Origin of the sequence: Paucilactobacillus wasatchensis, assembly GCF_000876205.1 — a bacterium.
Lineage (GTDB): Bacteria > Bacillota > Bacilli > Lactobacillales > Lactobacillaceae > Paucilactobacillus > Paucilactobacillus wasatchensis.
The window spans coordinates 1-25,469 of sequence record NZ_AWTT01000020.1 but is presented as its reverse complement, the minus strand read 5'-3'; the positions used below and the strand labels follow the sequence as shown (position 1 = coordinate 25,469).

Below are 25,469 nucleotides of genomic sequence, written 5' to 3'. Positions count from 1 at the left end.
GATTAACAAATTTATTTGCGGCGACTCTTTCGCGCATTCCGTGTGGCCTTTTCAATCGCTTTTTTTCGTGCTTTTTCAGCCGCTTGCTTCTCAGCACGTTCACGATTAATTTTGAATGGGTTTTGAATCACAAAGGTTTGCCCCACTTGGAAGGCGTTCGTAACCACCCAGTACAACGAAATCGCAGATGAAATGTTCATTGCCATGAAGAAAATCATGATTGGCATAACCCACGTCATTGCAGATGTCATTGCATTTTTCTCTGGCTGTGACGCCATCGATAACCATGAACTAAAGAAGGTAAAAATGGCCGCTAAAACAGGTAAAATAAAGTACGGATCCCGATGCCCTAGTTCAAGCCATAAAAACGAACCACCTCGTAAAACATCAGTGCGCCAAATTGCTTGGTACAAAGCGTAAATAATTGGTAATTGCACTAATAATGGCAGCATAGAAGCAAATGGATTAACCCCAGCCTCTGCATACAACTTGCGCTGCTCATCTTGTAATTTACGGACAGTTTCCATGTCTTTAGATGAATATTTCTTTTGCAGCGCCTTCATTTGTGGTTGAATTTCTTGAGTTTTACGCATTGCGTGTGTTTGATAAATCATCAATGGTAAAATGACCACCCGGACAATAATGGTGAAAATAATAATTCCCATCCCATACCCGCCAAAGGTATGCGCCAACCAAATAATGGCTCGTGAGAAATTATAGACAATCCATTTATCCCAAATTCCGGTACTGTGACTATTAATCGGCTTATTTGAACAGGCTGCCAGAAACAAACCTAACGACAGAATGCTGGCTACCGTCAAATATTTTTTGATGTGCTTTTTCACGCTTCGTTCCTCACTTTAATGCTCATTTATCAGATGAGCTAACTTCAATGCATGCGTCAAATGTTGCTTTGTTTCGGCCATACTCATCTGATCCGCAGAACGACGAGCAATCACCAAAAAATCACAATCTGGTTTAATTTGTTCCTTTAATTCTAAAACGGTTTGGCGAATACGCCGCTTAACCCAGTTACGGTGCACTGCATTACCAATTTTTTTACCAACTGAAATACCAACCCGAAAATGAATCTGCCCTGGTTTATCCATTGCGTAAACAATAAACTTACGGTTTGCTACTGAGTTATGTGTTTCAAAAACCCGTTGAAACTCGCTTTCTTTTTTTACACGATATGACTTTCGCATACTGTAATCTCCAAAACTATTCCTATAGATATGAAAAAAGGGATGGCGACAAATCTAGTTTGTCACGACCCCTATGCAGATAATACTTTTCTGCCTTTTTGACGTCTCCGTGCTAATACACTACGGCCGTTACTTGTACTCATGCGTTTACGGAAACCGTGAACACGTGCGCGATGCCGTTTTTTTGGTTGAAATGTGCGCTTCATAGTTAGCACCTCCTAAAAAATTTAATTTACGTTTTATCAATCGAAAAGGTCATCTTTCCAAACAATATCCATCAATTTTATCACAATGTTGAACGATAATAAACACCTTAAAAAAATAAAAATATTTTGAGTTATCCACAATTTTAGCAAAATAATCCACAGCGTTGTTTCTTTAAGTAACCTGTTTTTTAGTTATCCACTCCTTTTTCCCTGATTTACTCACAAATAAACACCATGTTAATTAAGTTATCCACAAGCACATTAATAACTGTGGATAACTCTAACAAACGTTAATCTAGCAACAACACTTGTCCACTTCAAAATGTGGATAACCGGTTTAAATCTAGTCTCGCGTAGGCTTTACACACCCTTGTTAATAATTTACACACAGCGTTGTGTAATATTACATTTAAATTTCAACAGCCCTGTGGAAAACTATTAGGAGTCATGCTAAACTAATTTACGTACTTTCATTTAGGAGGAGTCATTGTGACTGATTTAAAAACACTTTGGGATACAATTAAAGAATCTTTTAAGAATGATGTGTCCAGCGTTACATATGAAAATTTGATCGAACCGGCAAAAGCAATTTCATTGTCGAATAATCAGTTAACAATCGAATTGCCCACCCCATTTCATAAGGATTATTGGAGTGAGTCATTAACGGATAAATTTCGGTTATATGCATTTGAAGCCACATCGACCAAAATTGAACCACGTTATATTATTGAAGCAGAGGAACAAACTGCGCCCGTAATGACAGCCAGCAAACCGTCGTTTAAAGTTAACACGGCCCTTAATCCCCGCTACACTTTTGATACGTTTGTGATTGGCAAGGGTAATCAAATGGCGCATGCTGCCGCACTGGTTGTTTCAGAAGAACCAGGTAAGATGTACAACCCCCTCTTCTTTTATGGTGGTGTTGGCTTAGGTAAAACCCATTTGATGCATGCAATCGGGAACAAAATGTCGGGTGTCAATAGTCAGACCCGCGTTAAATACGTGACCAGTGAGGCGTTTACCAACGATTTCATCAATGCCATTCAAACTGGGACCCAAGAACAATTTCGACAAGAATACCGTAATCTTGACCTGTTATTAGTTGATGATATTCAATTTTTTGCGGACAAAGAGGGAACTCAAGAAGAATTCTTCCATACTTTCAACGCCCTATATGAAGAAAATAAACAAATTGTCCTAACCTCCGACCGGCTGCCCAATGAAATTCCAAAGCTGCAAGACAGGCTCGTGTCTCGGTTTAAGTGGGGACTTTCAGTTGACATTACCCCGCCAGATTTGGAGACTCGGATTGCCATTCTGCGCAGCAAAGCCAAAGCAGATCAAATTGACATCCCCAACGATACTTTAACTTATATCGCTGGCCAAATTGATTCTAACGTCCGTGAACTTGAGGGTGCGCTTTCCCGCGTGCAAGCTTATTCTCATTTAAATAATGCCACTATTAATACGAGTCTGGCCTCTGATGCATTAAAAGGATTGAAATTATCCGGTACCAGTGCGCTAACAATTCCGTTAATTCAAGAAAAAGTGGCAGGTTACTACCATATTTCACAAACAGATTTAAAGGGTAAAAAGCGGGTGAAACAAATTGTCATGCCGCGTCAAATTGCAATGTACCTTGCTCGTGAACTAACTGATAATTCATTACCAAAAATTGGAACTGAATTTGGTGGTAAGGACCATACGACGGTTTTACATTCAATTGATAAAATTGAAGAACTGCTCCAATCAGATCATAATTTGCAAGAAGATGTCCAAAACCTTAAAATGGAGCTAAAGCCGTAGTTGTGGATAACTAAATTAATTGTGGTGTACTTATCCACAGGTTGTCCACAGTGACCAATCGTTGTGTGAACGCTAGCTTGGCTATTTTCCACAGTGTTAACAGGGCCTACTACTACGACTTTATTATTTATTAATTATATTAAAACCAAATTCAATTCCCGAGGAGCAACTAAGATGAAATTTACGATTAATCGTGCAGTCTTCACTGCTAAGCTAAATGATGTATTACGTGCCATTTCTTCTAAGACCACTATTCCAATATTAACCGGCTTGAAAATTGCGGTTAGCGATCAAGATGTCACTTTAACTGGTAGTGATGCAGATATTACAATTGAAACTGTGTTACCAAGCAGTGAAGAATCAACGAATTTAACCATCGAGCAAGCAGGTGCGATTGTATTACCCGCTCGTTTCTTTAGCGAAATTGTTAAAAAATTGCCAGATAAACTGGTGACCATTGAAGTTAGTGATGGTTTTCAGGCACAAATCACTTCTGGTTCGGCAGCATTTACCATTAATGGTCAGGACGCTAACAACTATCCACACTTACCAGAAATTGAAACCAAAGATGGTGTTTCACTGGCTGGTGATGTACTGAAAGAAATCATCGGCCAAACCGTACTGGCTGTGTCAACACAAGAAAGTCGGCCCATATTAACTGGGATCCACTTGGTCTTAGCGGACAATCAATTATTTGCGGTGGCCACGGATAGTCATCGATTAGCACAACGAAAAATCACATTACCACAAGCAGTTCAGGAACGATACGATGTAATTATTCCAGGAAAAAGCTTAACAGAGTTGTCCCGAATGATTACTGACAGTCAGGCCACAGTTGAACTGCGTATTGCTGAAAATCAGGTTTTGTTTGTCTTGGGTAACACTATGTTTTATTCTCGTTTACTGGAAGGCAACTATCCAGAAACAAGTCGTTTAATTCCAGAAACTGAAGATACAACAATTGAATTAAACGCTGCTGGTTTTTTGGCAGCCATTGAGCGAGCATCGTTGTTATCACATGAAAGTCGCAATAATGTGGTTAAACTTTCGGTCACAGCAGCCGATAATACGGCTAAAATCACTGGTAATTCACCAGATGTTGGGAACGTTGAAGAGGCAATTACAACGACCAGCTTGAGCGGCGCAGATTTGGAAATTTCATTTAATCCGGATTATATGAAAGATGCACTGCGTTCATTTGGTCAAAGTGAAATTAGACTTTCATTCACGTCTGCATTACGACCATTTACATTAGTGCCAACACAAGATGCTGAAAACTTTATTCAGTTGATAACGCCGGTTCGAACTTATTAATGCGGCGGTGACTCTGTTTTTTGTACATTTGCTGCGAATTACTTATATGGAGATATATCTAAAAAGAAGCCTAAAATTGGCTTCTTTTTTATTTCTTTTTCCCGAGGATTTTTAACCGGGTGAATTAATGTTAACTTGCTTAAAATTAAATTTCAGCGATTTTACGCTCTTTTGGTAAAAAATAGCTAAATAACGTTAATGAGCTAAAAGCGTCAAAATAAGCGATATTTATTTGTTTTTCGTCATTTATAACGGTATAATGGATAAGTAAATATAAAGTAGGTGATGAGTTGCAGGAACCAAAAATTATTCAAATAGATCGCCCATTTATTACACTTGGTCAGTTGTTGAAAGAAGAGGCAATTATCCCATCTGGCGGAGCGGCTAAGTGGTTTTTAAGTGAAAACGAAGTGAAAATCAACGATCAAGTCGATCAACGGCGGGGCAAAAAACTGTACGCGGGCGATCAAATTCAGATTGCAGATATTGGTACCTTTGTCATCCAAAACGAGTAGGTCGCTGAAATGATTTTATCAGAGCTCAAGCTACATAATTTCCGCAATTACGAAGATTTAAGCGTCGATTTTTCACCAGGAGTTAACGTGTTAATCGGTGAAAATGCACAAGGCAAAACTAATCTATTGGAAGCAGTCTATGTTTTGGCATTAACCAGAAGTCATCGAACAGCTAATGACCGCGAGCTGATAAAATGGCAGGCGCATGAGGCTGCATTAACCGGACGAGTTGAAAAACAGGGTGGGAGCGTCCCTTTAGAGCTAATTTTTAGTTCTAAGGGCAAAAAAGCTAAAGTCAATCACCTTGAGCAGGCGCGCCTGTCACAATATGTCGGCCAACTGAATGTCATTTTATTTGCGCCAGAAGACTTATACCTGGTTAAGGGTGCTCCTGCGTTACGGCGGCATTTCATGGATCAGGAATTTGGTCAGATGAGTAATAAATACTTGTATAATTCTGGTCAGTTTCGGACGATTTTGAAACAACGAAATCAGTATTTAAAACAGTTACAATTTAAGCAACAACATGATCGGGTGTTACTGCAAGTCCTATCTGATCAATTAGCTGCATATGGTGCAGAGATAATTGTTGCTCGGGCGGCTTTTTTAAAGAAATTAGAAAAATGGGCCCAGACAATTCACGAAACGGTTGCTCAACATAAAGAGGAATTAACGTTTCATTATGTCACCCAAGTTAAATTGGATGAACCGAGCAGTGTTGAGGCAGTATATCAACAGTTGTTAGATTTGTACTTGAACAATGAAACAAAAGAAATTGAGCAGGGCAGCACTCAGTATGGTCCACAGCGAGATGATCTACGGTTTTTGATTAACCAAAAAAATGTGCAAACTTATGGTTCACAAGGGCAACAACGAACGACAGCACTGTCAGTTAAACTGGCAGAAATTGATTTGATGAGGGAACAAACGGGTGAATATCCGATACTATTATTGGACGATGTATTATCAGAACTGGATGATGCTCGACAGACGCACCTATTAACAGCAATTCAAAATAAGGTACAAACGTTCTTGACTACCACTAGTTTAAGTGGGATTGCCCAACAATTAATTCAGACACCAACTATTTTTAATATCAGTCACGGAACATTAACTAAGGAGGAGCCACAGTGAGCGACGAAAAAGAAACGAAAGCGCAACGTGCCCGCGAATATGACGCTAGCCAGATTCAGGTGCTTGAAGGATTAGAAGCTGTTCGGAAACGACCAGGAATGTACATCGGGACAACAGCCTCCCAAGGACTACACCATTTAGTATGGGAAATTGTCGATAACGGAATTGATGAGGCGTTGGCAGGATTTTGCGATGAAATCAACGTCATTGTAGAAAAAGATAACAGTATTACGGTGACGGATAACGGTCGTGGTATTCCGGTTGACATTCAAGCTAAAACAGGCAAACCAGCACTTGAAACTGTCTTTACGATTCTGCATGCCGGTGGTAAATTTGGCGGCGGCGGATACAAGGTTTCTGGCGGGTTGCATGGTGTTGGTGCTTCCGTGGTGAATGCATTGTCAACAGAGCTAGATGTTCGAGTAGTTCGTAATGATAAGGTTTATTACATGGACTTTGAACGTGGCCATGTTAAAACGGCGATGAAAGTTCTTGATGAACAGGCCACAATTGAACACGGCACGATTGTTCATTTTCAGCCAGATCCTGATATTTTTCAGGAAACAACAACGTTTGATATTAAAGTATTAACAACACGAATTCGTGAATTATCCTTCTTAAACAAGGGCTTGCGGATTACAATTAGCGATAAGCGGCCAGAAACCCCCACCAAGGAATCATTCCATTATGAGGGTGGTATTCGCCATTATGTTGAATATTTAAATGAAAACAAGGACGTTTTGTTTGATCCACCAGTATACGTTGAAGGTGCCGAAAATGGGATTACTGTCGAGGTATCACTGCAATACACTGATGACTATCACAGTAATTTAATGACATTTACCAATAACATTCATACGTACGAAGGCGGCACCCATGAAACCGGCTTTAAGACGGCACTTACCCGGGTTATAAACGACTATGGGCGTAAAAATGGGTTTCTTAAATCAAGTGAAGATGCTCTTTCTGGTGATGATGTGCGTGAAGGATTGACCGCAGTTGTTTCGATCAAGCACCCTAATCCTCAGTTTGAAGGCCAAACGAAGACAAAACTGGGGAACTCAGATGCCCGGACAGCCACGGATCACTTGTTCTCAGAAACATTTAATCGTTTTATGATGGAGAATCCAGATGTTGCTCACAAGATTGTTGATAAGGGAATCCTAGCTTCTAAGGCGCGGGTTGCTGCTAAACGCGCTCGTGAGGTTACTCGTAAAAAAAGTGGTCTCGAAATTAGCAATTTACCAGGCAAATTGGCAGATAATACTAGTAAAGATCCTTCGATTTCAGAATTATTTATTGTCGAGGGTGATTCGGCGGGTGGTTCTGCTAAGCAGGGCCGTTCCCGTTTGACGCAGGCAATTTTACCGATCCGTGGGAAAATTTTGAACGTTGAAAAAGCTAGTCTTGATAAGATTCTGGCTAATGAGGAAATTCGGTCACTATTTACAGCAATGGGGACTGGTTTTGGCAATGAATTTGACGTTTCAAAGGCTAACTACCATAAATTGATTATTATGACGGATGCCGATGTTGATGGTGCTCATATCAGAACATTATTACTAACTTTATTTTATCGGTTCATGCGGCCCATTGTGGATGCTGGCTATGTGTATATCGCTCAGCCACCGCTGTACCAAGTACGGCAAGGTAAATACATGCGTTACATCGACTCAGATGAAGAACTAGACCAAGTGATGGGTTCATTGCAACCCTCACCAAAGCCAGTGATTCAACGCTACAAAGGGCTTGGTGAAATGGATGCTGAACAACTATGGGAAACAACCATGGATCCGGACAAACGTCGGTTACTGCGGGTGGACTTAGATGACGCCATTGAAGCAGATAAGGTATTTTCAATGTTAATGGGTGATAAAGTGTTACCACGACGCGAATTTATCGAAGAAAATGCAACGTTCGTTCAAAATCTAGATCTATAAACGATGAAATAAAAAAGGGGGAAAAACTGTGGCTGACCAAAATTTACCAAGTCGGATAACCGATGTTAATTTATCTCGTGAAATGCGGACCTCATTTTTGGATTACGCAATGAGTGTGATCGTTTCACGAGCATTACCAGACGTTCGTGACGGATTGAAACCCGTTCATCGTCGGATCTTATATGGAATGAGCGAATTAGGGGTCACACCGGATAAGCCGTATAAAAAATCAGCCAGAATTGTTGGGGATGTCATGGGGAAGTTTCATCCCCATGGTGATTCTGCCATTTACGAATCAATGGTTCGCATGGCACAGGATTTTAGTTACCGGTACATGTTAGTTGATGGACATGGTAACTTTGGTTCTGTCGATGGTGATGGAGCTGCTGCGATGCGGTATACCGAAGCGCGCATGAGTAAAATTGCCGTTGAAATGTTACGTGATATCAATAAAGATACAGTTGATTTCACTGAAAACTATGATGGCACCGAAAAAGAACCCAGCGTCTTACCAGCACGCTTTCCGAACTTGTTGGTGAATGGTGCATCAGGGATTGCTGTTGGAATGGCTACTAATATTCCAACTCATAATTTAGCTGAAGTTATTAGTGCTATTCACATTTTGATGGATAACCCCGAGGCAACAACTGCTGACCTGATGGAAGCTGTTCCAGGTCCCGATTTTCCAACGGGCGGGATTGTCATGGGTAAATCTGGCATTCGAAAAGCATATGAAACTGGCCGCGGGACAATTACAGTCCGTGCCAAAGTTGATATTGAGGAACAAAAAAGCGGCCGGCAACGAATTATAGCCACTGAAATTCCTTACATGGTTAACAAGGCCAAATTGATTGAGCGAATTGCAGATTTAGCTCGTGACAAGCGGATTGAAGGCATCACCGATGTTAATGATGAATCTGATCGTGAAGGAATGAGAATTGTCATTGATGTACGACGTGATGCCAGTGCTGAAGTTATTTTGAATAATTTATATAAAATGACTTTGCTGCAAACATCATTTAGCTTTAATATGCTGGCAATTGTTAAGGGAACGCCAAAAGTCCTCAGTTTAAAGCAAATTCTAGAATATTATCTTGAACATCAAGAAGAAGTTGTTCGTCGCCGGACAGAATTTGAGTTGAAAAAAGCTCAATCACGAGCCCATATTCTAGAAGGATTACGAATTGCGCTTGATCATATTGATGCTATCATCAATATCATTCGGAGTTCACAAACAAGTGAAGTGGCCAAGAACCAATTGATGGAGAGTTATGGCTTATCCGATCGCCAAGCACAGGCCATTTTGGATATGCGACTAGTTCGCTTAACCGGGTTGGAACGTGAAAAGATTGAAGATGAGTACCAGAAACTGATGGAATCAATTGCCGATTTTAAGGATATCTTGGTGCACACTGAACGGATCCATCAAATTATCTATGATGAGTTATTGGAGATTCAATCTAAATTTGGTGACAAACGTCGGACTGAATTACAGGTCGGCGATGTTACAAGCATCGAGGATGAAGATTTAATCGAAGAGGAAAACGTCATTGTTTCCTTAACCCACAATGGTTATATCAAGCGGTTAGCGGTGGATGAATTTAAGGCACAACACCGTGGTGGTCGAGGCGTTCAAGGAATGGGTGTTCATGATGATGATTTCATCGAACAATTAATTTCAACTTCAACGCATGATCGAATGCTGTTTTTCACCAATGCTGGTAAAGTTTATTCTATGAAGGGCTATGAAGTACCTGAATATGGGCGTTCTGCTAAGGGAATTCCAGTGATTAATTTGCTGGGCATTGATGCAGATGAGAAGATTTCTGCGGTGATTAACGTTTCACATGAAACAAATGATCACGACAAGTACTTGTTCTTTACGACATTACATGGAACGGTCAAACGGACTCCAGTAGCAGCGTTTGAAAATATTCGAAGCAACGGGTTAAAAGCTATTACGCTGAAAGAAAATGATCAGTTGATGGGTGTTTCGATTATTGAGGAATCCCAAAATATGATTATTGGGACGCATCTGGGTTACGCGGTTAGCTTTAGAGGTTCTGATGTTCGATCAATGGGGCGTTCAGCTAGCGGTGTTCGTGGAATTAGACTACGTGATAACGACTACGTGATTGGGGTTGATTTGTTAAGTGCTGACAGTCATGTGTTTGTAATTAGTGAACGTGGATTTGGTAAGCAAACTCCGGCCAGCGCCTACCCGATTAAGGGTCGCGGCGGTAAAGGAATTAAGACGGCTAATGTTACCGAGAAAAATGGACCGTTAGTTGGATTAGCTACTGTGACGGGTGCTGAAGATATCATGCTGGTAACTGATAAAGGTGTGATTATTCGTTTTGGCATTGAAAATGTTTCGGAAACTGGACGTGCTACTTTAGGGGTTCATCTGATTAAAATGGATGATGATACCCATGTGGCAACAATGACTAAAGTTGCTAAGGAAGATGACACTGAAGAAGAAACTGCCACTGCAGTCGCTCCGGTTGATTCTGCAACGCAAAGTTCAACAGATCAAAATGCACCAGAAACAAATGAATAAATAAATGTAAATCCTATTTGCGAGCGTATGTAATATATGTATCGCAATTTAGGATTTTTTGTTTGTGTTCTTGTTTTATTAGTACTATCGTGTTATAATTTTTGCTTGTGAGTACACGTGAAAACGTCTGCTCTCCTTGCTCTTTTTAAATGAAAAAGGGCCAAAGTCCATAAGGAGGTGTAACAGTTCATGGAACCAACACGTTATGAAATTACGTACATCATTCGTCCTGACATTGATGAAGCTGCCAAAACAGCACTTGTTGAACGATTTGACAAGATTGTCACAGACAATGGTGCTACGATCGTTGATTCAAAAGACTGGTCTACTCGTCGATTTGCCTACGAAATTGGTAACTACAATGAAGGTACTTACCATATCGTTAATATCACAGCAAACGATGATGTAGCGCTAAACGAATTTGATCGTTTAGCTAAGTTTAGTGACGATATCTTGCGTCACATGATTGTTAAGCGTGAAGCTTAATTTAATCAATTTGAAGTTAAGAAAGGAGTATTAGTCTATGATTAATCGTACAATACTTGTTGGACGCTTAACTAGAGATCCTGAGTTGCGATACACAACTAGTGGAGCTGCCGTAGCAACATTTACTGTTGCTGTTAATCGACAGTTTACCAATCAACAGGGTGAGCGGGAAGCAGATTTCGTGAGCTGCGTTATTTGGCGTAAAGCTGCTGAAAATTTTGCTAACTTCACTCATAAGGGTTCTTTAGTTGGGGTTGATGGTCGAATTCAAACTAGGAATTACGAAAATCAACAGGGTCAACGTGTCTATGTCACTGAGGTAGTTGTCGAAAACTTCTCATTGCTAGAAACGAAGGCCCAAAGTCAGAGCCATAATAATGGCGCACCAAGCTTTGACAATAATCAACCAGCCAATGCTCCTCAATCATCATCTGCAAATGACAATCCATTCGGTAATGCCAATAACAACGCCAATGCTGATAGTGGTAATGTTAAGAGCAACGCCAACGATCCATTCGCTAACAATGGCGAACCAATTGATATCTCGGATGATGATCTACCGTTTTAATTAACTGCCAGAGGAGGGAAATTCAATGGCTCAACAAAGAAGAGGCGGCGGACGCCGTCGTCGTAAAGTCGACTTTATTGCCGCAAACCATATTGAATATATCGATTATAAAGATACTGACTTACTCAAGCGTTTCATTTCTGAACGCGGTAAGATCTTACCACGTCGTGTTAGTGGCACAAGTGCCAAAAACCAACGTCGGTTAACAATTGCAATCAAACGTGCTCGAATTATGGGGCTGCTACCATTCGTTGCAGAAGACTAATTTAAGGCAAGTTTGTTCAATAAACACATTCTATTCGGAAACGAGTATGGATCGTGTTTATTTTTTTAGATCAAAAAACAGTTGCTGATTTACAGTCGCTTCAAAATTCATTCATAGAATGTGATAAAATGTAACTACTTAGTTAGGATGCTGGCACAGATATGGGAGACTATTTATGAGTCGTTTTTTTGATCGCGAAAATTTACCGTTTTTCTTACGAAACTCAAGTATTCGGTGGGTGTCGATTTTTATGTTTGTCGTTTCTGCACTCGGCATTGCTTTCTCTTTTTTGACTAGCTGGGTGTTGGGGATCATTATGTTAGTGTTAGTGGCGGTCGCCTTGTATTTTGTTTTGAATTTATTGCGCCGCATTGTTTCTGATACAAATGAATATATTTCTGATTTGTCATATCGGATTGAAAGCGGCGAACAAGAAGCACTGATTCAAATGCCAGTTGGGATGATCGTGTTTGACGAACAACAAGAAATTGAATGGATTAATCCATATATGGTCACATACTTTGCTGACGAAGTAGTCGGAAAGAAAATCAGTGAAGTTGATACCAAGTTGGCTAAATTAATTGCGGACAATCGTGAAGAGGAAAAACCAGTAACTGTGGAGTGGCAGGATCATCGGTTTTCATTATTAGTCCAAGCTGATTTTAACGTGGTTTATTTGATGGACGTGACCCACTATGCCAAAATCGATGAGCGTTATCAAAATGAAAAGGTCATTTTAGGAAATATTTACCTAGATAACTATGCTGAAATTACCCAGGGAATGAGTGATTCAGAAGTTTCTAACCTGCATAACTATGTGACGTCTGAGTTGGATGCTTGGGCGCAAAAATATGGTCTATTTATGAAAGTGATTGATGATGACTATTTGATCCTTGGTCATCAAATTACACTTCAAAATATAGAAAAAGATAAGTTTAGTATTTTAGATGTAATTCGTGAAAATACATCCAAGCAAAATTCTCCCGTAACTCTGAGTGTCGGGGTGGCTTATGGGGACGCTGATTTAAATAGTTTAGCTGATCTAGCACAAAGTAATCTTGATTTGGCACTAGGTCGTGGTGGTGACCAGGTCGTGGTTAAGGCTGATGGACAGCAAGCCCGTTTCTATGGTGGTAAAACCAACCCAATGGAAAAGCGGACACGAGTGCGGGCGCGGATGATTAGCCAGGCGTTACAAGAACTTATGAATGAGTCTGACCAAATATTTGTGCAGGGACATCGAATTCCAGATATGGATTCATTAGGTGCTTGTATGGGAATTCGGCGGATTGCCAAAATGAACGGGCAAGAATGTTGGATTGTGCTGGATCAAAACCATCTACATTCAGATATCGAACGGTTACTGACAGAAATTGAGGGCTATCAAGATATTAAGGACCACATTATTACGGCACAACAAGCTGAAGAAATGGCAACTACTAAGAGTTTATTGGTTATGGTGGACCATTCTAAAGCAAGTATTTCGATGTCGGCACAGTTGTATGATAAACTACAAAATCGAGTAATGATCATTGATCATCACCGGCGTGGTGAGGAATTTCCTGAAAACCCTATTTTGGTTTATATTGAACCATATGCTTCGTCAACGTGCGAATTGATAACGGAGATGTTTGAGTATCAACCACGTGAAGGTGAACCAATTAATAAAATTGAGGCAACTGCTATGTTAACCGGAATTCAGGTAGATACAAAGTCGTTCACGTTGCGGGCAGGAACCCGAACATTTGATGCGGCTAGTTACCTTCGTTCTGCTGGCGCTGACGGCATTTTAATTCAGAAGTTTATGAAGGAAAATGTTGACAGTTATCTTGAACGGAACCATTTAATCACCACAGTGGACTTTATTGATGATAAAATGGCCCTATGTGCTGGTGAAGATGACCATGTGTATGATTCTGTCACAGCGGCCCAAACAGCTGATTCGCTGCTCCAAATGGCCGGAGTTGACGCTTCGTTTGTCATTACACTTCGTGATGATCTAACGGTCGGCATTTCAGCGCGTTCAATTGGTGATTTTAATGTGCAAGTGATCATGGAACAACTGGGTGGGGGCGGTCATTTATCGAATGCAGCCACACAGATTAAAGACCAAACTGTAACTGAAGTCAAAGAGCAATTAGTGGCAATATTAAAAAATGACACTACGAAAGAAACAAAACAAAACAAAACGAGGAGTGATTACCAATGAAGGTTATTTTCTTGGAAGATGTGCACGGCCGCGGTAAGCGTGGCGAGGTTAAAGAGGTTCCCGATGGTTATGCGCAAAACTTTTTAATCAAAAAAGGGAAAGCCAAGGCGGCCACCAATTCTGCTATGAGCGCGCTGAAAGGACAACAGCGCGCTGAAGAGAAAAAAGAGGCGGAACTATTAGCCGAAGCTCAAGCAGTCAAAACACATTTAGAAGCTGATAAAACAGTGGTTGAATTAACTGCTAAAGCTGGCACAGATGGCCGCTTGTTTGGTTCAATTCCAAGTAAGCAGATTGCACAAGCATTGGACAAACAATATCAGATTAAACTTGATAAGCGTAAAATTGAATTAGCTGAACCAATTCGTGTGTTAGGATATACGAACGTGCCAGTTAAGCTATTTCCACAAGTAACCGCTAATATTCGAGTACACGTGGCTGAAAAATAAGTTCAAAGGACGAAACCAACATGAATAATGATGTTTTAAGTGACCAAACGCCACCCCAAAACATCGAAGCGGAAAAAGCAGTTTTAGGAGCTGCATTTTTAAGTGGGGATGCGTTGGTGGAGGCCATGGAATATGTCACGCCTGAAGATTTTTATCGGCGTGCCCATCAAATTATCTTTCAAAAAATGGTTGATCTAAATGATCAAGATAAACCAATTGATGCACTGACCATGCGCGAACAACTGGATAAAACTAACCAACTTGAAGACATCGGTGGGTTTAGTTACATCGTTGAATTAGCTGAGGCAGTACCCACGGCCGCTAATGTTGTTTACTATGCCAAAATTGTCCAAGAAAAAGCGGTTTTACGTAAATTAATCCAAACAGCGACTAATATTGTCACGCAAAGTTATTCCGGTGAGGAAGAAGTTCCGGATTTACTAGATGAGGCGGAGCGGTCTATTTTAAGTGTTGCAGAAACCAGAAATCAAGACGGTTTCAAAGAAATCAAAGACGTATTAAAAGAAGCCTTCGAGGAAATTGATCGATTATCGCAAAATGATTCAGTAGTCACTGGATTATCGACTGGTTACCCACAATTAGATAAAATGACGACGGGGTTGCATCAAGATGAATTAGTTATTTTGGCAGCTCGTCCAGCCGTTGGTAAGACGGCATTTGCACTTAATATTGCACAAAATGTTGGCACGCAAACTGATAAAACAGTTGCTATTTTCAGTTTGGAAATGAGTGCCCAATCGCTGGTAAACCGGATGTTATGTGCTGAGGGCAGCATTGATGCGAACCATTTGCGAACAGGTCAATTAAGCGAGGAAGAATGGCGTAATTTAGTTGTGGCAATGGGGAGTCTGTCTAAAACCAGTATCTACATTGATGATACTGCTGGAATCAAGATTGCTGAAATCAGAGCTAAATGTCGTCGGTTAGCAAAAGAACAGGGTAATTTAGGCTTAATCGTGATTGATTATTTGCAATTAATTGAAGGAACTAACCGTGAGAACCGGCAACAAGAAGTGTCCGATATTTCACGGCAACTGAAAAAATTAGCTAAGGAATTAAATGTACCTGTTATTGCGTTATCACAGCTATCTCGAGGTGTGGAGCAACGCCAGGATAAACGACCAGTACTGTCAGATATTCGTGAATCTGGTTCGATTGAACAAGATGCAGATATTGTTGGCTTTTTGTACCGCGAAGATTACTACGATCGCGATAATGATGATGAAGACAGTCAAGAAGATCCACGAGATAATGATGAAAACGTTGGTGAAGTTGAAGTCATTATTGAAAAGAACCGGAGCGGTCCACGGGGTACCGTAAAGTTGTTGTTTGTGAAATCATATAATAAATTTTCCTCGATTGCGTATGTTCCGGGAAATGATTAGATCAAAAGTGCATAACAAGGCGTTTGGTGATTTGGTCATGGAATTTGCGTTTGAAATTAGTAGATGGAAATTGTAAACAAGACTGAGGTAAAAATCTAACTTTTACCCAGTTTTTCATTTAGTGACGGCTTAATTGGGGGTAGCCGATGAAAAACGAAATTAAATTACGTTGGCTGGTAACCGGCTCATTTCTTAGTAGTGTGGGTACGAGCTTCATTTGGCCCTTAACGACTATTTATCTGCACAACGAATTACACCAGTCCTTAACTATCATTGGTTTTGTGCTATTACTGTATTCTGGTACCAATGTGGTTGGTAGCTACCTCAGTGGTATGCTGTTTGACCGATTTAATCCACGAACACTCATTTTGAGTGGACTGATTATTGATACCGTAGCAATGTTTGTGTTAATTTTTATTAACCATTGGCCAGTTTATCCGATTTTTCTCTCGATTATTGGTTTTTTCAATGGGTGGTTAACGACGCTGATTAATTCGCTGGGTACTTTAATTGGTAGTCGTGATGGTCGCTATATTTTTAACATGTTGTACTTTGCTGCTAATTTAGGTATTGTCTTAGGAACCTCTGTCGTGGGGTTTGTTTACCATGGTAGTGTGGCACCAATGTTTACTCTGACTACTATTTTATATGTATTTTATTTCGTGGTTGCCTTCTTGTTTTACCACGTCGATACCAGCGCCATTAGAAAAAAGCACCAGCGGAGTAAGACAAAAGTTAGTTTGACCGGGCCTAATGTAACAATTATGTGGACCTTTTTTATTTCCCTGGGAATAATCTGGGTAATGTATGAGCAATGGGTTAGCAATTTGTCCGTCTATGTTACTGACATGGGCATCCCGATGGAGCTGTACAGTCTTTTGTGGACGATTAATGCGGGGTTAATTGTGCTATTACAAATTTTAATGAATTGGATGGCCCACTTTGTTAAAAATATCTATTTACAAGTATATGTCGGTATCTTTTTTTGTGCTGGCTCGTTTATAATCTTAATGTTTGCCCACAATTACGCCATGTTTGTACTAGCCATGGTCATTTTGACGGTTGGAGAGGCAACTGCATTTCCAACCATGCCAGCCATTATTAATGATTTATCACCGGTGGATGTTAAAGGAAAATATCAGGGTATGATGAACGCATTTTCTTCTGCTGGTAAGGCAATTGGTCCGCTATTTGGCGGTATGATTATTGAAGGATTATCCTATCAAAGTCTATTTGTTGTCTGTTCTGTGTCGATTGTATTGGTTGGGATTGTGGTTATTTTGATTGTTAACTGGCAGGGTGAACGAGCACAATATTATCGTTAAGGAAGTTAAGGTTAAAAAGGACATGTTTATCTATGAGTATGACCATGAATATGGCGAAGATAAGTACGGAATGGTAGGTAAGCCTGCTGACCCGTTTCAAGAAAATTGCAGGTTGAACATTCAGTGTGGTAAGTGCCACCAGCAGCCAATGGTGATTGCTGAAAGAAATGTTATGGACGTGAATCGTGATGACTCGACTCAGTATCAAATTGTGATCAGTTGCCCGTATTGCCGGACCAGTGACGAATTTTTTGTTAATCAGGGACGTGAAGGTAAAATTAGTAAAGCTAAACGCGCGCACCAACGAATTACACCAGCAGATGTCATCAAAAAGGATAATTGAACTTCCAAATGGGAATAAATATTTAGGCCAACAGCACATTACTGTGATTTTGTTGGCTTTTTTTGTATCCTGAGAGTAGGTACCAAAAAGATAAGAAAGAATGCTTGCTTATTTTTAGTAAGTATACTAATCTGAGCGTGTTAACTGGTGGAACGTATTTTAGGAGGTCGTTATAAGATGACAAATAAGATTAACGCAGCAGATGCAATGATAAAAGTGCTCGAGGATTGGCAAATTGATCATATTTTTGGGTTACCAGGTGGTTCTTTTGATTCAACAATGAATGCGCTTTATAATCGGCAAAATTCAATTAAATATGTGCAGGTGCGCCATGAGGAAACAGGAGCCCTAGCAGCCGCTGGCGAAGCCAAATTTACTGGTAAAATTGGTGTTACATTTGGTTCTGCTGGTCCAGGTGCGGTTCATCTACTGAATGGTCTCTATGATGCCAAACATGATGGTGTGCCAGTATTGGCTTTGGTAGGTCAAGTAGGCACCGATTTCATGAACACTGAATATTTTCAGGAACTAAATGAAAATCCCATTTTTGCGGATGTTGCTGTTTATAATCGAACAGTAATGACAGCTGAACAGTTGCCTGCAGTTGTTGACCAAGCTATTCGACAAGCTTATGAACATTCTGGAGTTGCGGTAGTGACCATACCAAAAGATTTGGGCTGGGCGGAGATTGACGATGACTATATTTCCACTGCTGGCAATTACGCAGTAACTGAAAATTATCCGTTACCTGATAAGGTGGCTGTTAAACAGGCAGCTGAAATCTTACAGAATGCTAAGCGACCAGTGATTTATTTTGGGCTGGGTGCCAAAAAAGCGGGTCCAGAACTCAAGCGATTGTCAGATCGGTTAAAAATACCATTAATGTCGTCCGCATTAGCGAAAGGTGTTATTGCGGATGATGATCCGGCTTATATGGGTAGTGCTGGGCGAGTTGCGACGAAACCGGGGGTTGAAACAGCCAGAGCAGCTGATGCAATTTTGTTTATCGGTAGTAATTTTCCATTTGCGGCGTACTTTTTCAGCCCGACTGCTAAATTTATCCAGGTTGATGTCAAGCCAACCAATATTGGCAAACGTCACCATGTTGATGTCGGGATTTTAGCGGACGCAAAAACTACATTAACAGCATTGACAAATCAGGTGGAGGAGGTTGGTAAACGGGCCTTTTATGAAGCTGCACTGGCCAACAAACGTGAGTGGCGCGACTGGCTGGCAAAGTTTGTTGACGAAGACAAGCAACCATTGAATGTTGATTCTGTATTTGAACAAATTAATCGAATTGCTACCGACGACGCTATATTTGCTCTAGATGTTGGTAATGTTACGATCGACGGTGTCCGTTTGTTGCAAATGAAGCCAACACAAAAGATGGCTACGTCGGGGTGGTATGCAACAATGGGATTTGCACTCCCCGCAGCAATTGGAGCGCAATTCTCTTATCCTAATCGGCAAGTATTTTCGATTAGCGGAGACGGCGGTTATACCATGGTGATGCACGATATTTTGACCCAGGTTAAGTACCAGCAACCAATTATCAATGTTGTTTTGACGAATCAGTCGCTCGGATTCATTGAAGCGGAACAAGATGATACAAAGCAACCGCACTCAGGAGTGGACTTAATTGATGCCAACTTTGGTGCTGCTGCTACTGACATGGGTGCAACCGGATATGAAGTTCATACTTTATCAGAGTTACACCAAGCATTTGATGATGCTAAGAGTACTAATGGTCCAGTTGTTATTGATGTGAAAATTGCAAACGATCGGCCATTACCAGTGGAACAACTTGTACTGACAACGGACGATCAGCATTCACAAACAGATGTAGATCAATTCATAAAGCAGTATCATGCCGAAGGATTGACACCATTTAGTGAGTTTTTAGCGCAATATAAAGCATAACGAGGTGAAAGATAGATGAAAGCATTTGGATATCAAAAATTTGGTGACCCAGCAGTATTTGAAGAAATTGAATTGCCGGAACCACGGATTACAAAGGCCGATCAAGTGATCGTTGCGACGCTTGCAGTTGGTTTAAATAACTTTGAACGCAGTCAACGTGCAGGTGATTTTGGTGGTGACAAATTTCCACTTGTGCCAGGCAGAGACGTTGTAGGTAGGGTCACTGAAGTGGGTGAAGAGGTCACCGAGGTTGCAGTTGGTGACATCGTGATTGGTCACAGCGGCCCAGCTTATGCTACTAAGGTTAAGTTGACGGATGCAAAATTAGTTAAAAAGCCAACCGGTATTTCCAATCAATTGGCCACGACCATTATTACACCAGGAATTACAGCGTACAATGCGGTGACCTATTTTACCCATGTTAAAGCAGGCGACACTGTACTGGTGAATGGCGCAACCGGTGGAGTTGGCTCGATTGCTGTACAAGTGGCACAAAAACTTGGTGCACACGTAATTGGTACTGGTTCTTCACGAAATAAAACGATTTTGGAACAACTGAAACTGGATGAAATTGGTCTTTATGATCAGGAAAATATTAACGAGAAATTTGCCGGTCAAGCAGATATCGTTATTAATGCCGCAATGAATGGCAAAAACGAGTCTTTGATTGCGGATGTCATTAAAGATGATGGTGCGGCTGCTTCTGTTGGTGCTGCCGTCAATTTGGACGCCAAACCAAACGTGACGTTCAAACATATTAGACCAGTTGCGGGTAATGATCGGCAGGCGTTGAGTGCGCTTGCTGCCATGTTGGCAGATGGCTCGCTGCAGGTGGATATATTTAAAGAATTACCATTCACGTTGGCTGGAGTAATTGAAGGCCATCAATTACTAGAAAAGGGCCATGCACCTGGGCGGATTGTATTGGTTAAATAAAGTTGATTAAAAAAACGTTCTAACTTTAATAGTTAGAACGTTTTTTGTGATGTTTCACGTGGAACTTTTATTTATCAGCTAAGGTATTGCAAGACAAGCTTCTTATAAATAGTAATATCCTTATGGAATGTATCTAATTCCACATATTCATCAATCTTATGTGCTGAGTCGTTTCCTGGTCCTAAGACAGCAATATTCATGTTGGGATTGCCATGAATCATTTCGGATGCGTCCGTGCCGCCTGCGCTTCCTTCAAGCTTCAGCTCTTGATTTAATTCTCGCTCAGCAATTTGCTTTACTAGTTGAGTAAATTTATTTTGCGGATCAGAGACAACGGGGATTTTATCACCTAAAATTTCCAAACTCAACTGCGCTTTGTCTGTCTGGTTGATTTGAGCAATGATAGTTTTGATATGCTGCAAAATAGTTTCATTTGATTCTTCAGGAATGGTACGGACTTTGGCATAGATGGCGGCTCGATCGGGGACGGAATTTAATTGCTGCCCACCTTCAATTTTTGTCATTACAGGGATTGTTTTACCGAGATATTTATTTTCAGCATGGAGGGTCGCAAAATATTTTTGTTGTTCATTATAAAAATCAATCAATGGTGTAATGGCATTGTAGCCTAACCAGGGCATTGAGCTATGGGCCGCTTTGCCCTTTGATAGTACTTTGTAAGTGATGGATCCTTTATTAGCGAAATTAATTTTGCCCATTGAGGGCTCAGCAATTAAAAGTCCTTCAACGTCATTAAGGTAGCCTTCTTCAGTAAATTTTTGGGCTCCTTGCATGTGATTTTCAGGACTTGTTTCTTCTCCAACAGTAGCTAATAACTTAATTTTACCGTTGATTGTTGCATTTGATGCAGCTAGTTCGAACATGGCTATGCATTCGGCTGCGAGGCCACCTTTCATGTCTGTTGTTCCACGACCGTACATCTTACCGTCTTCAATTTCGGCACCGAAAGGATCATGTTTCCAGGCACTTTTATTAACGAGCCCGACGACATCTTGGTGACCTTCAAAAGCGATTACTTTGCCATTACCGTTACCAATTTCGGCGTAGAAATTACTGCGTCCAGTTTGAACCGGAATAATTTTATTTGGGATGTTTCTTTTATCAAATTCAGCCTTTAAAAATTTTGCGACCTGATCTTCTTTGCCACCAACTGTGTCAAAACTGACAAGTTTGGCGATGAAATCTTCTTGTTCCTGTTTTTCCATGATGAATTCCTCCTCAAATTAGACTAAAGCCTGAGCTTTGCAACGGGTATAAGCTAAACAATAGTTCGAAATAAATCAGAAATCAAAAAAACTTACTGGTTGGCTTGGCACTGATTGTATTTGCCACAAATTTATAGCCGTCAGTAGCATGTTAAGTCGATAGTTTGCTATCTAAAATGATTGCCAGATAGTTTCGCTAACTGCGAATTTTGGGTAAAAGAAAAACCAGCAACCACGGTGGATTTACACGGCGTGATTACTGGTTAGTTATGATTAATGGGCAGTCAGGGGATCGAACCCTGGACCCACGGATTAAGAGTCCGTTGCTCTGCCAGCTGAGCTAACTGCCCATATTTATCGACTTGAATATACTATCATATATGTGAAAGCATAGTCAACAGTGTATCTGATAAAAATTGATAAATGAGAATAGTTTAATATTGAGCCAAACCTCAATTCTACCAAATGATGGGATGTGTTATAATGTACGTGTTTGAATTTAAAGAAAAAATTTAGTTGGACATTAAAAATTGATAAAAACTGCAACTGCAGGGGGAATTAGCTAATGAAGAAAGTTTTAGTGGTCGATGATGAAAAACCGATTTCTGATATTATCAAATTTAATTTATCTAAAGAAGGTTATGAAGTAATCGTAGCCTATGATGGTGAAGAAGCACTTGAAAAAGTAGAAGATGAAAAACCGGATTTAATCATCCTAGATTTAATGTTACCTAAAATTGATGGCTTGGAAGTGGCCAAACGAGTTCGGGCTAACCATACAACCCCGATCATTATGGTCACCGCCAAAGATTCCGAGTTAGACAAGGTTTTAGGCTTAGAGTTAGGTGCCGATGATTATGTTACTAAGCCATTCTCAAATCGTGAATTAGTTGCCCGAGTTAAGGCCAATTTACGACGTCAAGAAACGGTTGAAACGACGGCGCCAGATGAGAATGCTGATATTGATGTTGGCGATTTAACCATTCATCCGGATGCTTACACTGTTTCTAAGCGTGGCGACAATATTGATTTAACTCATCGAGAGTTTGAGTTATTACATTATTTGGCACAACACATTGGACAAGTAATGACCCGTGAGCATCTGTTGCAAACTGTTTGGGGCTATGATTATTTTGGTGATGTCCGGACCGTTGATGTAACGGTGCGCCGTTTACGTGAGAAAATTGAAGATAATGCCAGTCACCCATCATGGCTAATCACCCGCCGTGGCGTTGGTTATTATTTGAATAATCCTGAAAATGATTAGGAGTACACAAGCACTTGAATAGTAAGATTAAATTCTTTCAGTCGATCCATTTTAAAATCGCCCTGGTATTCGCGTTGATGCTGTTGATCACGCTCGAAGTCGTTGGGGCGGTTTTTGTGCGTCAACTAGAGCATCAAAACTTGAGTACATTTGAACAACAAGTCGAACTACCATCATATGTTGATAATTCGTTATCAGATCAGCTGGTTCGTTCTAGTACCACCAAAACTAACGCAAAAATTCGCGATATTTTGTCAGATGTGAACAATGCTAATATTAGTGAAATTCGGGTAATTGACAACAAGGGCGTTGTTCGTGGTAGTAGTGATACCAATGATCAAACTATCGTTGGTCAGAAAACGACAGATGAAAATGTAAAAAATGCAATCTACAATAATCGTTCATATACGGAAAACACTTATGATGACACGAATCACAATCGGTACTATGTTTCGGTCGTGCCATTGTTGAATTCATCTGGCAGTAGCAATAATGTTGTTGGTGTTTTGTATATGCGCGCTAGTTTGGAGGGTGTTTACGCCAACATCAACAGTATTACTTTGATTTACTTGTCCGCCTCGCTGATCGCAATTGTTCTGGGCCTCTTAATGGCAATTGTTATTTCCCGGGCAATAACTCGACCAATTGATGAAATGAAAAAGCAAACGATTCGAATTGCGCGGGGCGATTTTACCGGCCAATTAAATGTTTATGGTAATGATGAATTAGGACAATTAGCTGGGGCAGTTAATAATTTATCCGTCCACGTGGAAGAAGCACAAGATTCGACTGAAGCTGAACGACGCCGATTGGATGGAGTGTTAACCCATATGTCTGATGGGGTGTTAGCGACTGATCGCCGTGGAAAAATCACGATTATTAATGAAACCGCAGCTGAATTACTTTCAGCTGATGAAGATGAAGTGCAAGGCCAGTCGATTCTGGATGTTTTGGATATCCGCAAAGACTATACAATCCGCGAATTACTGGAAAACCAGGATGAAATCATTCTTGATTTTTCGCATGGTGAGCATGAGTTAATTTTGCATGCTTACTTTTCTTTAATTCAGCGAGAATCTGGTTTTATTAGTGGTTTGGTCTGTGTGCTACATGATATTACTGAACAACAAAAAGTTGATCGAGATCGTAAGCAGTTTGTTTCCAACGTGTCACACGAATTACGAACACCATTAACCAGCGTTCGTAGCTATGTTGAAGCGCTAAACGATGGTGCTTGGCAAGATCCTGAAGTTGCTCCTAGCTTCTTAAAAGTAGTCCAAGATGAAACTGAACGCATGATCCGCATGATTAACGATTTGTTGAGTTTATCGCGGATGGATTCAGGGACAGCCAAATTAAACCTAGAATATGTTAATCTCAATGAGCTATTTAATTATATTTTGAATCGCTTTGATATGATTCTTAAAAACGATGATCATCCTGCTAAGAAGTATACAATTGATCGTTTGTTTACAAAGAAGGATTTGTGGGTTGAAATCGATACCGATAAATTTATTCAAGTGGTCGATAATTTGATGAACAATGCTGTTAAATATTCACCGGATGGTAGTGTCATCACGGCCCGGCTACTGGAAACTCACAATCACGTTATTATGAGCGTGTCGGATCAAGGCTTGGGCATTCCACGTGCTGATTTACCCCACATTTTTGATCGGTTTTATCGAGTTGATAAGGCTCGCTCACGCAAACAAGGTGGAACAGGACTCGGATTAGCCATTTCTAAAGAAGTAATTGGCTTATTAGGTGGCCAAATTTGGGTTGATAGTGTTGAAGGTAAGGGCTCTACGTTCTATATTTCACTGCCATATGTACCTTATGAAGGGGATGAATGGGAAGATGATTCGGAGAATTCGTGATAACTGGTTGCCAATTATCTTAACGCTGGCTATCTTACTCAGCTTAGTTTTGTCATGGTTTATCTGGACCAACCCAGCGAGATATGAGCGCAGTCGTGAAAATAATACCAGTGGTCAAAGTCAACTAACTAGTAAGTCGATTGCTGATATATTTTTACCAACACAAATTGTGAAAACCAAACAAAATGGTACGCAATATTTACTGCATGCGAAGAAGAATAACCTTGTTTTATCAATTAAACAAAAAGTAAGCAAATGGAAATTTGGTAGTGAAATTAAGGTCACCAGTGATAATAAACAGCGTTATCAAAAATATTTAATGCGAAAAAACTCAATTTCACTGAATTATCCGGACCAAATTTCGGCCAGTGTTTTTAACCAAACGTTTGGCCAATCGATTAGTAAACGGCGAGTTAAACAATTAAATCGAATTATTATCCCGCTGCACAAAACCAAGTACATTTACCTATTAAACGATCACACCGAAACTGTTTATCGCATCCATGTAA

The 25,469-nt window shown here is 40.4% G+C and carries 23 protein-coding genes and 1 tRNA gene; 19 read left to right on the top strand and 5 right to left on the bottom strand.

Annotation, left to right across the window (positions count from 1 at the left end; translation table 11 throughout):
• Positions 1–11: 11 nt before the first annotated feature.
• The 3 genes from yidC to rpmH form a co-directional block, all read right to left on the bottom strand.
• Positions 12–845 carry a membrane protein insertase YidC gene (yidC, locus tag WDC_RS04830; RefSeq protein ID WP_044010745.1) on the bottom strand — a complete coding sequence of 278 codons (834 nt, stop codon included), beginning with the start codon at positions 843–845 and terminating at the stop codon, positions 12–14.
• A 15-nt stretch (positions 846–860) separates the two neighbouring features.
• Positions 861–1,205, bottom strand: coding sequence for a ribonuclease P protein component (gene rnpA / locus WDC_RS04825; protein ID WP_044010744.1), 345 nt, complete (start codon positions 1,203–1,205; stop codon positions 861–863).
• A gap of 71 nt (positions 1,206–1,276) precedes the next feature.
• Positions 1,277–1,411 (bottom strand): 50S ribosomal protein L34, encoded by a 135-nt coding sequence (gene rpmH / locus WDC_RS04820; protein ID WP_044010743.1) that lies wholly within the window; start codon positions 1,409–1,411, stop codon positions 1,277–1,279.
• A 489-nt stretch (positions 1,412–1,900) separates the two neighbouring features.
• Here rpmH and dnaA point away from each other — a divergent pair, with 489 nt between their 5' ends.
• The 16 genes from dnaA to WDC_RS04740 all read left to right on the top strand — a co-directional run bounded on the left by dnaA (position 1,901) and on the right by WDC_RS04740 (position 20,590).
• Entirely contained in the window at positions 1,901–3,217 is a 1,317-nt protein-coding gene (dnaA, locus tag WDC_RS04815) for a chromosomal replication initiator protein DnaA (protein WP_044010742.1), read from the top strand.
• Positions 3,218–3,391: 174 nt separating this feature from the next.
• Positions 3,392–4,531: a DNA polymerase III subunit beta gene (dnaN, locus tag WDC_RS04810; protein WP_044010741.1), complete on the top strand. Its 1,140-nt coding sequence runs from the start codon at positions 3,392–3,394 to the stop codon at positions 4,529–4,531.
• A 290-nt stretch (positions 4,532–4,821) separates the two neighbouring features.
• A complete protein-coding gene (yaaA, locus tag WDC_RS04805) occupies positions 4,822–5,046 on the top strand; it encodes a S4 domain-containing protein YaaA (protein WP_044010740.1) in 225 nt (74 codons plus the stop codon).
• Between the two features lie 9 nt (positions 5,047–5,055).
• Positions 5,056–6,180 carry a DNA replication/repair protein RecF gene (gene recF, locus WDC_RS04800; protein ID WP_044010739.1) on the top strand — a complete coding sequence of 375 codons (1,125 nt, stop codon included), beginning with the start codon at positions 5,056–5,058 and terminating at the stop codon, positions 6,178–6,180.
• Positions 6,177–8,120 (top strand): DNA topoisomerase (ATP-hydrolyzing) subunit B, encoded by a 1,944-nt coding sequence (gyrB, locus tag WDC_RS04795; RefSeq protein WP_044010738.1) that lies wholly within the window; start codon positions 6,177–6,179, stop codon positions 8,118–8,120. Before recF ends, gyrB begins: the two co-directional genes overlap by 4 nt.
• A 28-nt stretch (positions 8,121–8,148) precedes the next feature.
• Complete coding sequence (gyrA, locus tag WDC_RS04790) at positions 8,149–10,680, top strand: DNA gyrase subunit A (RefSeq protein WP_052497796.1); 2,532 nt, start codon at positions 8,149–8,151, stop codon at positions 10,678–10,680.
• 189 nt (positions 10,681–10,869) lie between these two features.
• Entirely contained in the window at positions 10,870–11,166 is a 297-nt protein-coding gene (gene rpsF / locus WDC_RS04785; RefSeq protein ID WP_044010737.1) for a 30S ribosomal protein S6, read from the top strand.
• 37 nt (positions 11,167–11,203) lie between these two features.
• Positions 11,204–11,734: a single-stranded DNA-binding protein gene (gene ssb / locus WDC_RS04780; protein ID WP_044010736.1), complete on the top strand. Its 531-nt coding sequence runs from the start codon at positions 11,204–11,206 to the stop codon at positions 11,732–11,734.
• Between the two features lie 25 nt (positions 11,735–11,759).
• Complete coding sequence (gene rpsR / locus WDC_RS04775; RefSeq protein WP_044010735.1) at positions 11,760–11,999, top strand: 30S ribosomal protein S18; 240 nt, start codon at positions 11,760–11,762, stop codon at positions 11,997–11,999.
• Positions 12,000–12,174: 175 nt separating this feature from the next.
• Positions 12,175–14,208 carry a DHH family phosphoesterase gene (locus WDC_RS04770; protein ID WP_044010734.1) on the top strand — a complete coding sequence of 678 codons (2,034 nt, stop codon included), beginning with the start codon at positions 12,175–12,177 and terminating at the stop codon, positions 14,206–14,208.
• Positions 14,205–14,657, top strand: a complete 453-nt coding sequence (rplI, locus tag WDC_RS04765; protein WP_044010733.1) for a 50S ribosomal protein L9 — start codon at positions 14,205–14,207, stop codon at positions 14,655–14,657. Before WDC_RS04770 ends, rplI begins: the two co-directional genes overlap by 4 nt.
• 20 nt (positions 14,658–14,677) lie before the next feature.
• On the top strand, positions 14,678–16,063 hold the full coding sequence (gene dnaB / locus WDC_RS04760) for a replicative DNA helicase (protein WP_044010732.1): 1,386 nt from the start codon (positions 14,678–14,680) through the stop codon (positions 16,061–16,063).
• A 146-nt stretch (positions 16,064–16,209) separates the two neighbouring features.
• Entirely contained in the window at positions 16,210–17,388 is a 1,179-nt protein-coding gene (locus WDC_RS04755) for an MDR family MFS transporter (protein WP_044010731.1), read from the top strand.
• Positions 17,389–17,410: 22 nt separating this feature from the next.
• On the top strand, positions 17,411–17,731 hold the full coding sequence (locus WDC_RS04750) for a hypothetical protein (RefSeq protein WP_044010730.1): 321 nt from the start codon (positions 17,411–17,413) through the stop codon (positions 17,729–17,731).
• Between the two features lie 177 nt (positions 17,732–17,908).
• Complete coding sequence (spxB, locus tag WDC_RS04745; protein ID WP_044010729.1) at positions 17,909–19,654, top strand: pyruvate oxidase; 1,746 nt, start codon at positions 17,909–17,911, stop codon at positions 19,652–19,654.
• 15 nt (positions 19,655–19,669) lie between these two features.
• Positions 19,670–20,590, top strand: coding sequence for an NADP-dependent oxidoreductase (locus tag WDC_RS04740; protein ID WP_044010728.1), 921 nt, complete (start codon positions 19,670–19,672; stop codon positions 20,588–20,590).
• Between the two features lie 74 nt (positions 20,591–20,664).
• Here WDC_RS04740 and WDC_RS04735 read toward each other — a convergent pair whose 3' ends face one another.
• Both WDC_RS04735 and WDC_RS04730 read right to left on the bottom strand, forming a co-directional pair.
• Entirely contained in the window at positions 20,665–21,816 is a 1,152-nt protein-coding gene (locus WDC_RS04735; protein WP_044010727.1) for an ArgE/DapE family deacylase, read from the bottom strand.
• A gap of 277 nt (positions 21,817–22,093) precedes the next feature.
• Positions 22,094–22,166, bottom strand: a tRNA-Lys gene (locus WDC_RS04730).
• Positions 22,167–22,381: 215 nt separating this feature from the next.
• Between WDC_RS04730 and yycF the strand changes: the two genes are divergently transcribed.
• The 3 genes from yycF to yycH all read left to right on the top strand — a co-directional run.
• Positions 22,382–23,083: a response regulator YycF gene (yycF, locus tag WDC_RS04725; protein ID WP_044010726.1), complete on the top strand. Its 702-nt coding sequence runs from the start codon at positions 22,382–22,384 to the stop codon at positions 23,081–23,083.
• A 14-nt stretch (positions 23,084–23,097) separates the two neighbouring features.
• Positions 23,098–24,960: a cell wall metabolism sensor histidine kinase WalK gene (gene walK, locus WDC_RS04720; RefSeq protein WP_044010725.1), complete on the top strand. Its 1,863-nt coding sequence runs from the start codon at positions 23,098–23,100 to the stop codon at positions 24,958–24,960.
• A partial coding sequence (gene yycH, locus WDC_RS04715; protein ID WP_044010724.1) for a two-component system activity regulator YycH occupies positions 24,941–25,469 on the top strand: 529 nt, incomplete at its 3' end. The genes walK and yycH, both read left to right, overlap by 20 nt.

Bases quoted from the DNA above. Each gene is read 5' to 3' on its own strand.
- rnpA (WP_044010744.1), bottom strand. From the start codon at position 1,205: ATGCGAAAGTCATATCGTGTAAAAAAAGAAAGCGAGTTTCAACGGGTT.
- rpmH (WP_044010743.1), bottom strand. From the start codon at position 1,411: ATGAAGCGCACATTTCAACCAAAAAAACGGCATCGCGCACGTGTTCAC.
- dnaN (WP_044010741.1), top strand. From the start codon at position 3,392: ATGAAATTTACGATTAATCGTGCAGTCTTCACTGCTAAGCTAAATGAT.
- recF (WP_044010739.1), top strand. From the start codon at position 5,056: ATGATTTTATCAGAGCTCAAGCTACATAATTTCCGCAATTACGAAGAT.
- rpsF (WP_044010737.1), top strand. From the start codon at position 10,870: ATGGAACCAACACGTTATGAAATTACGTACATCATTCGTCCTGACATT.
- ssb (WP_044010736.1), top strand. From the start codon at position 11,204: ATGATTAATCGTACAATACTTGTTGGACGCTTAACTAGAGATCCTGAG.
- rpsR (WP_044010735.1), top strand. From the start codon at position 11,760: ATGGCTCAACAAAGAAGAGGCGGCGGACGCCGTCGTCGTAAAGTCGAC.
- WDC_RS04770 (WP_044010734.1), top strand. From the start codon at position 12,175: ATGAGTCGTTTTTTTGATCGCGAAAATTTACCGTTTTTCTTACGAAAC.
- rplI (WP_044010733.1), top strand. From the start codon at position 14,205: ATGAAGGTTATTTTCTTGGAAGATGTGCACGGCCGCGGTAAGCGTGGC.
- dnaB (WP_044010732.1), top strand. From the start codon at position 14,678: ATGAATAATGATGTTTTAAGTGACCAAACGCCACCCCAAAACATCGAA.
- WDC_RS04755 (WP_044010731.1), top strand. From the start codon at position 16,210: ATGAAAAACGAAATTAAATTACGTTGGCTGGTAACCGGCTCATTTCTT.
- WDC_RS04750 (WP_044010730.1), top strand. From the start codon at position 17,411: ATGTTTATCTATGAGTATGACCATGAATATGGCGAAGATAAGTACGGA.
- spxB (WP_044010729.1), top strand. From the start codon at position 17,909: ATGACAAATAAGATTAACGCAGCAGATGCAATGATAAAAGTGCTCGAG.
- WDC_RS04740 (WP_044010728.1), top strand. From the start codon at position 19,670: ATGAAAGCATTTGGATATCAAAAATTTGGTGACCCAGCAGTATTTGAA.
- WDC_RS04735 (WP_044010727.1), bottom strand. From the start codon at position 21,816: ATGGAAAAACAGGAACAAGAAGATTTCATCGCCAAACTTGTCAGTTTT.
- yycF (WP_044010726.1), top strand. From the start codon at position 22,382: ATGAAGAAAGTTTTAGTGGTCGATGATGAAAAACCGATTTCTGATATT.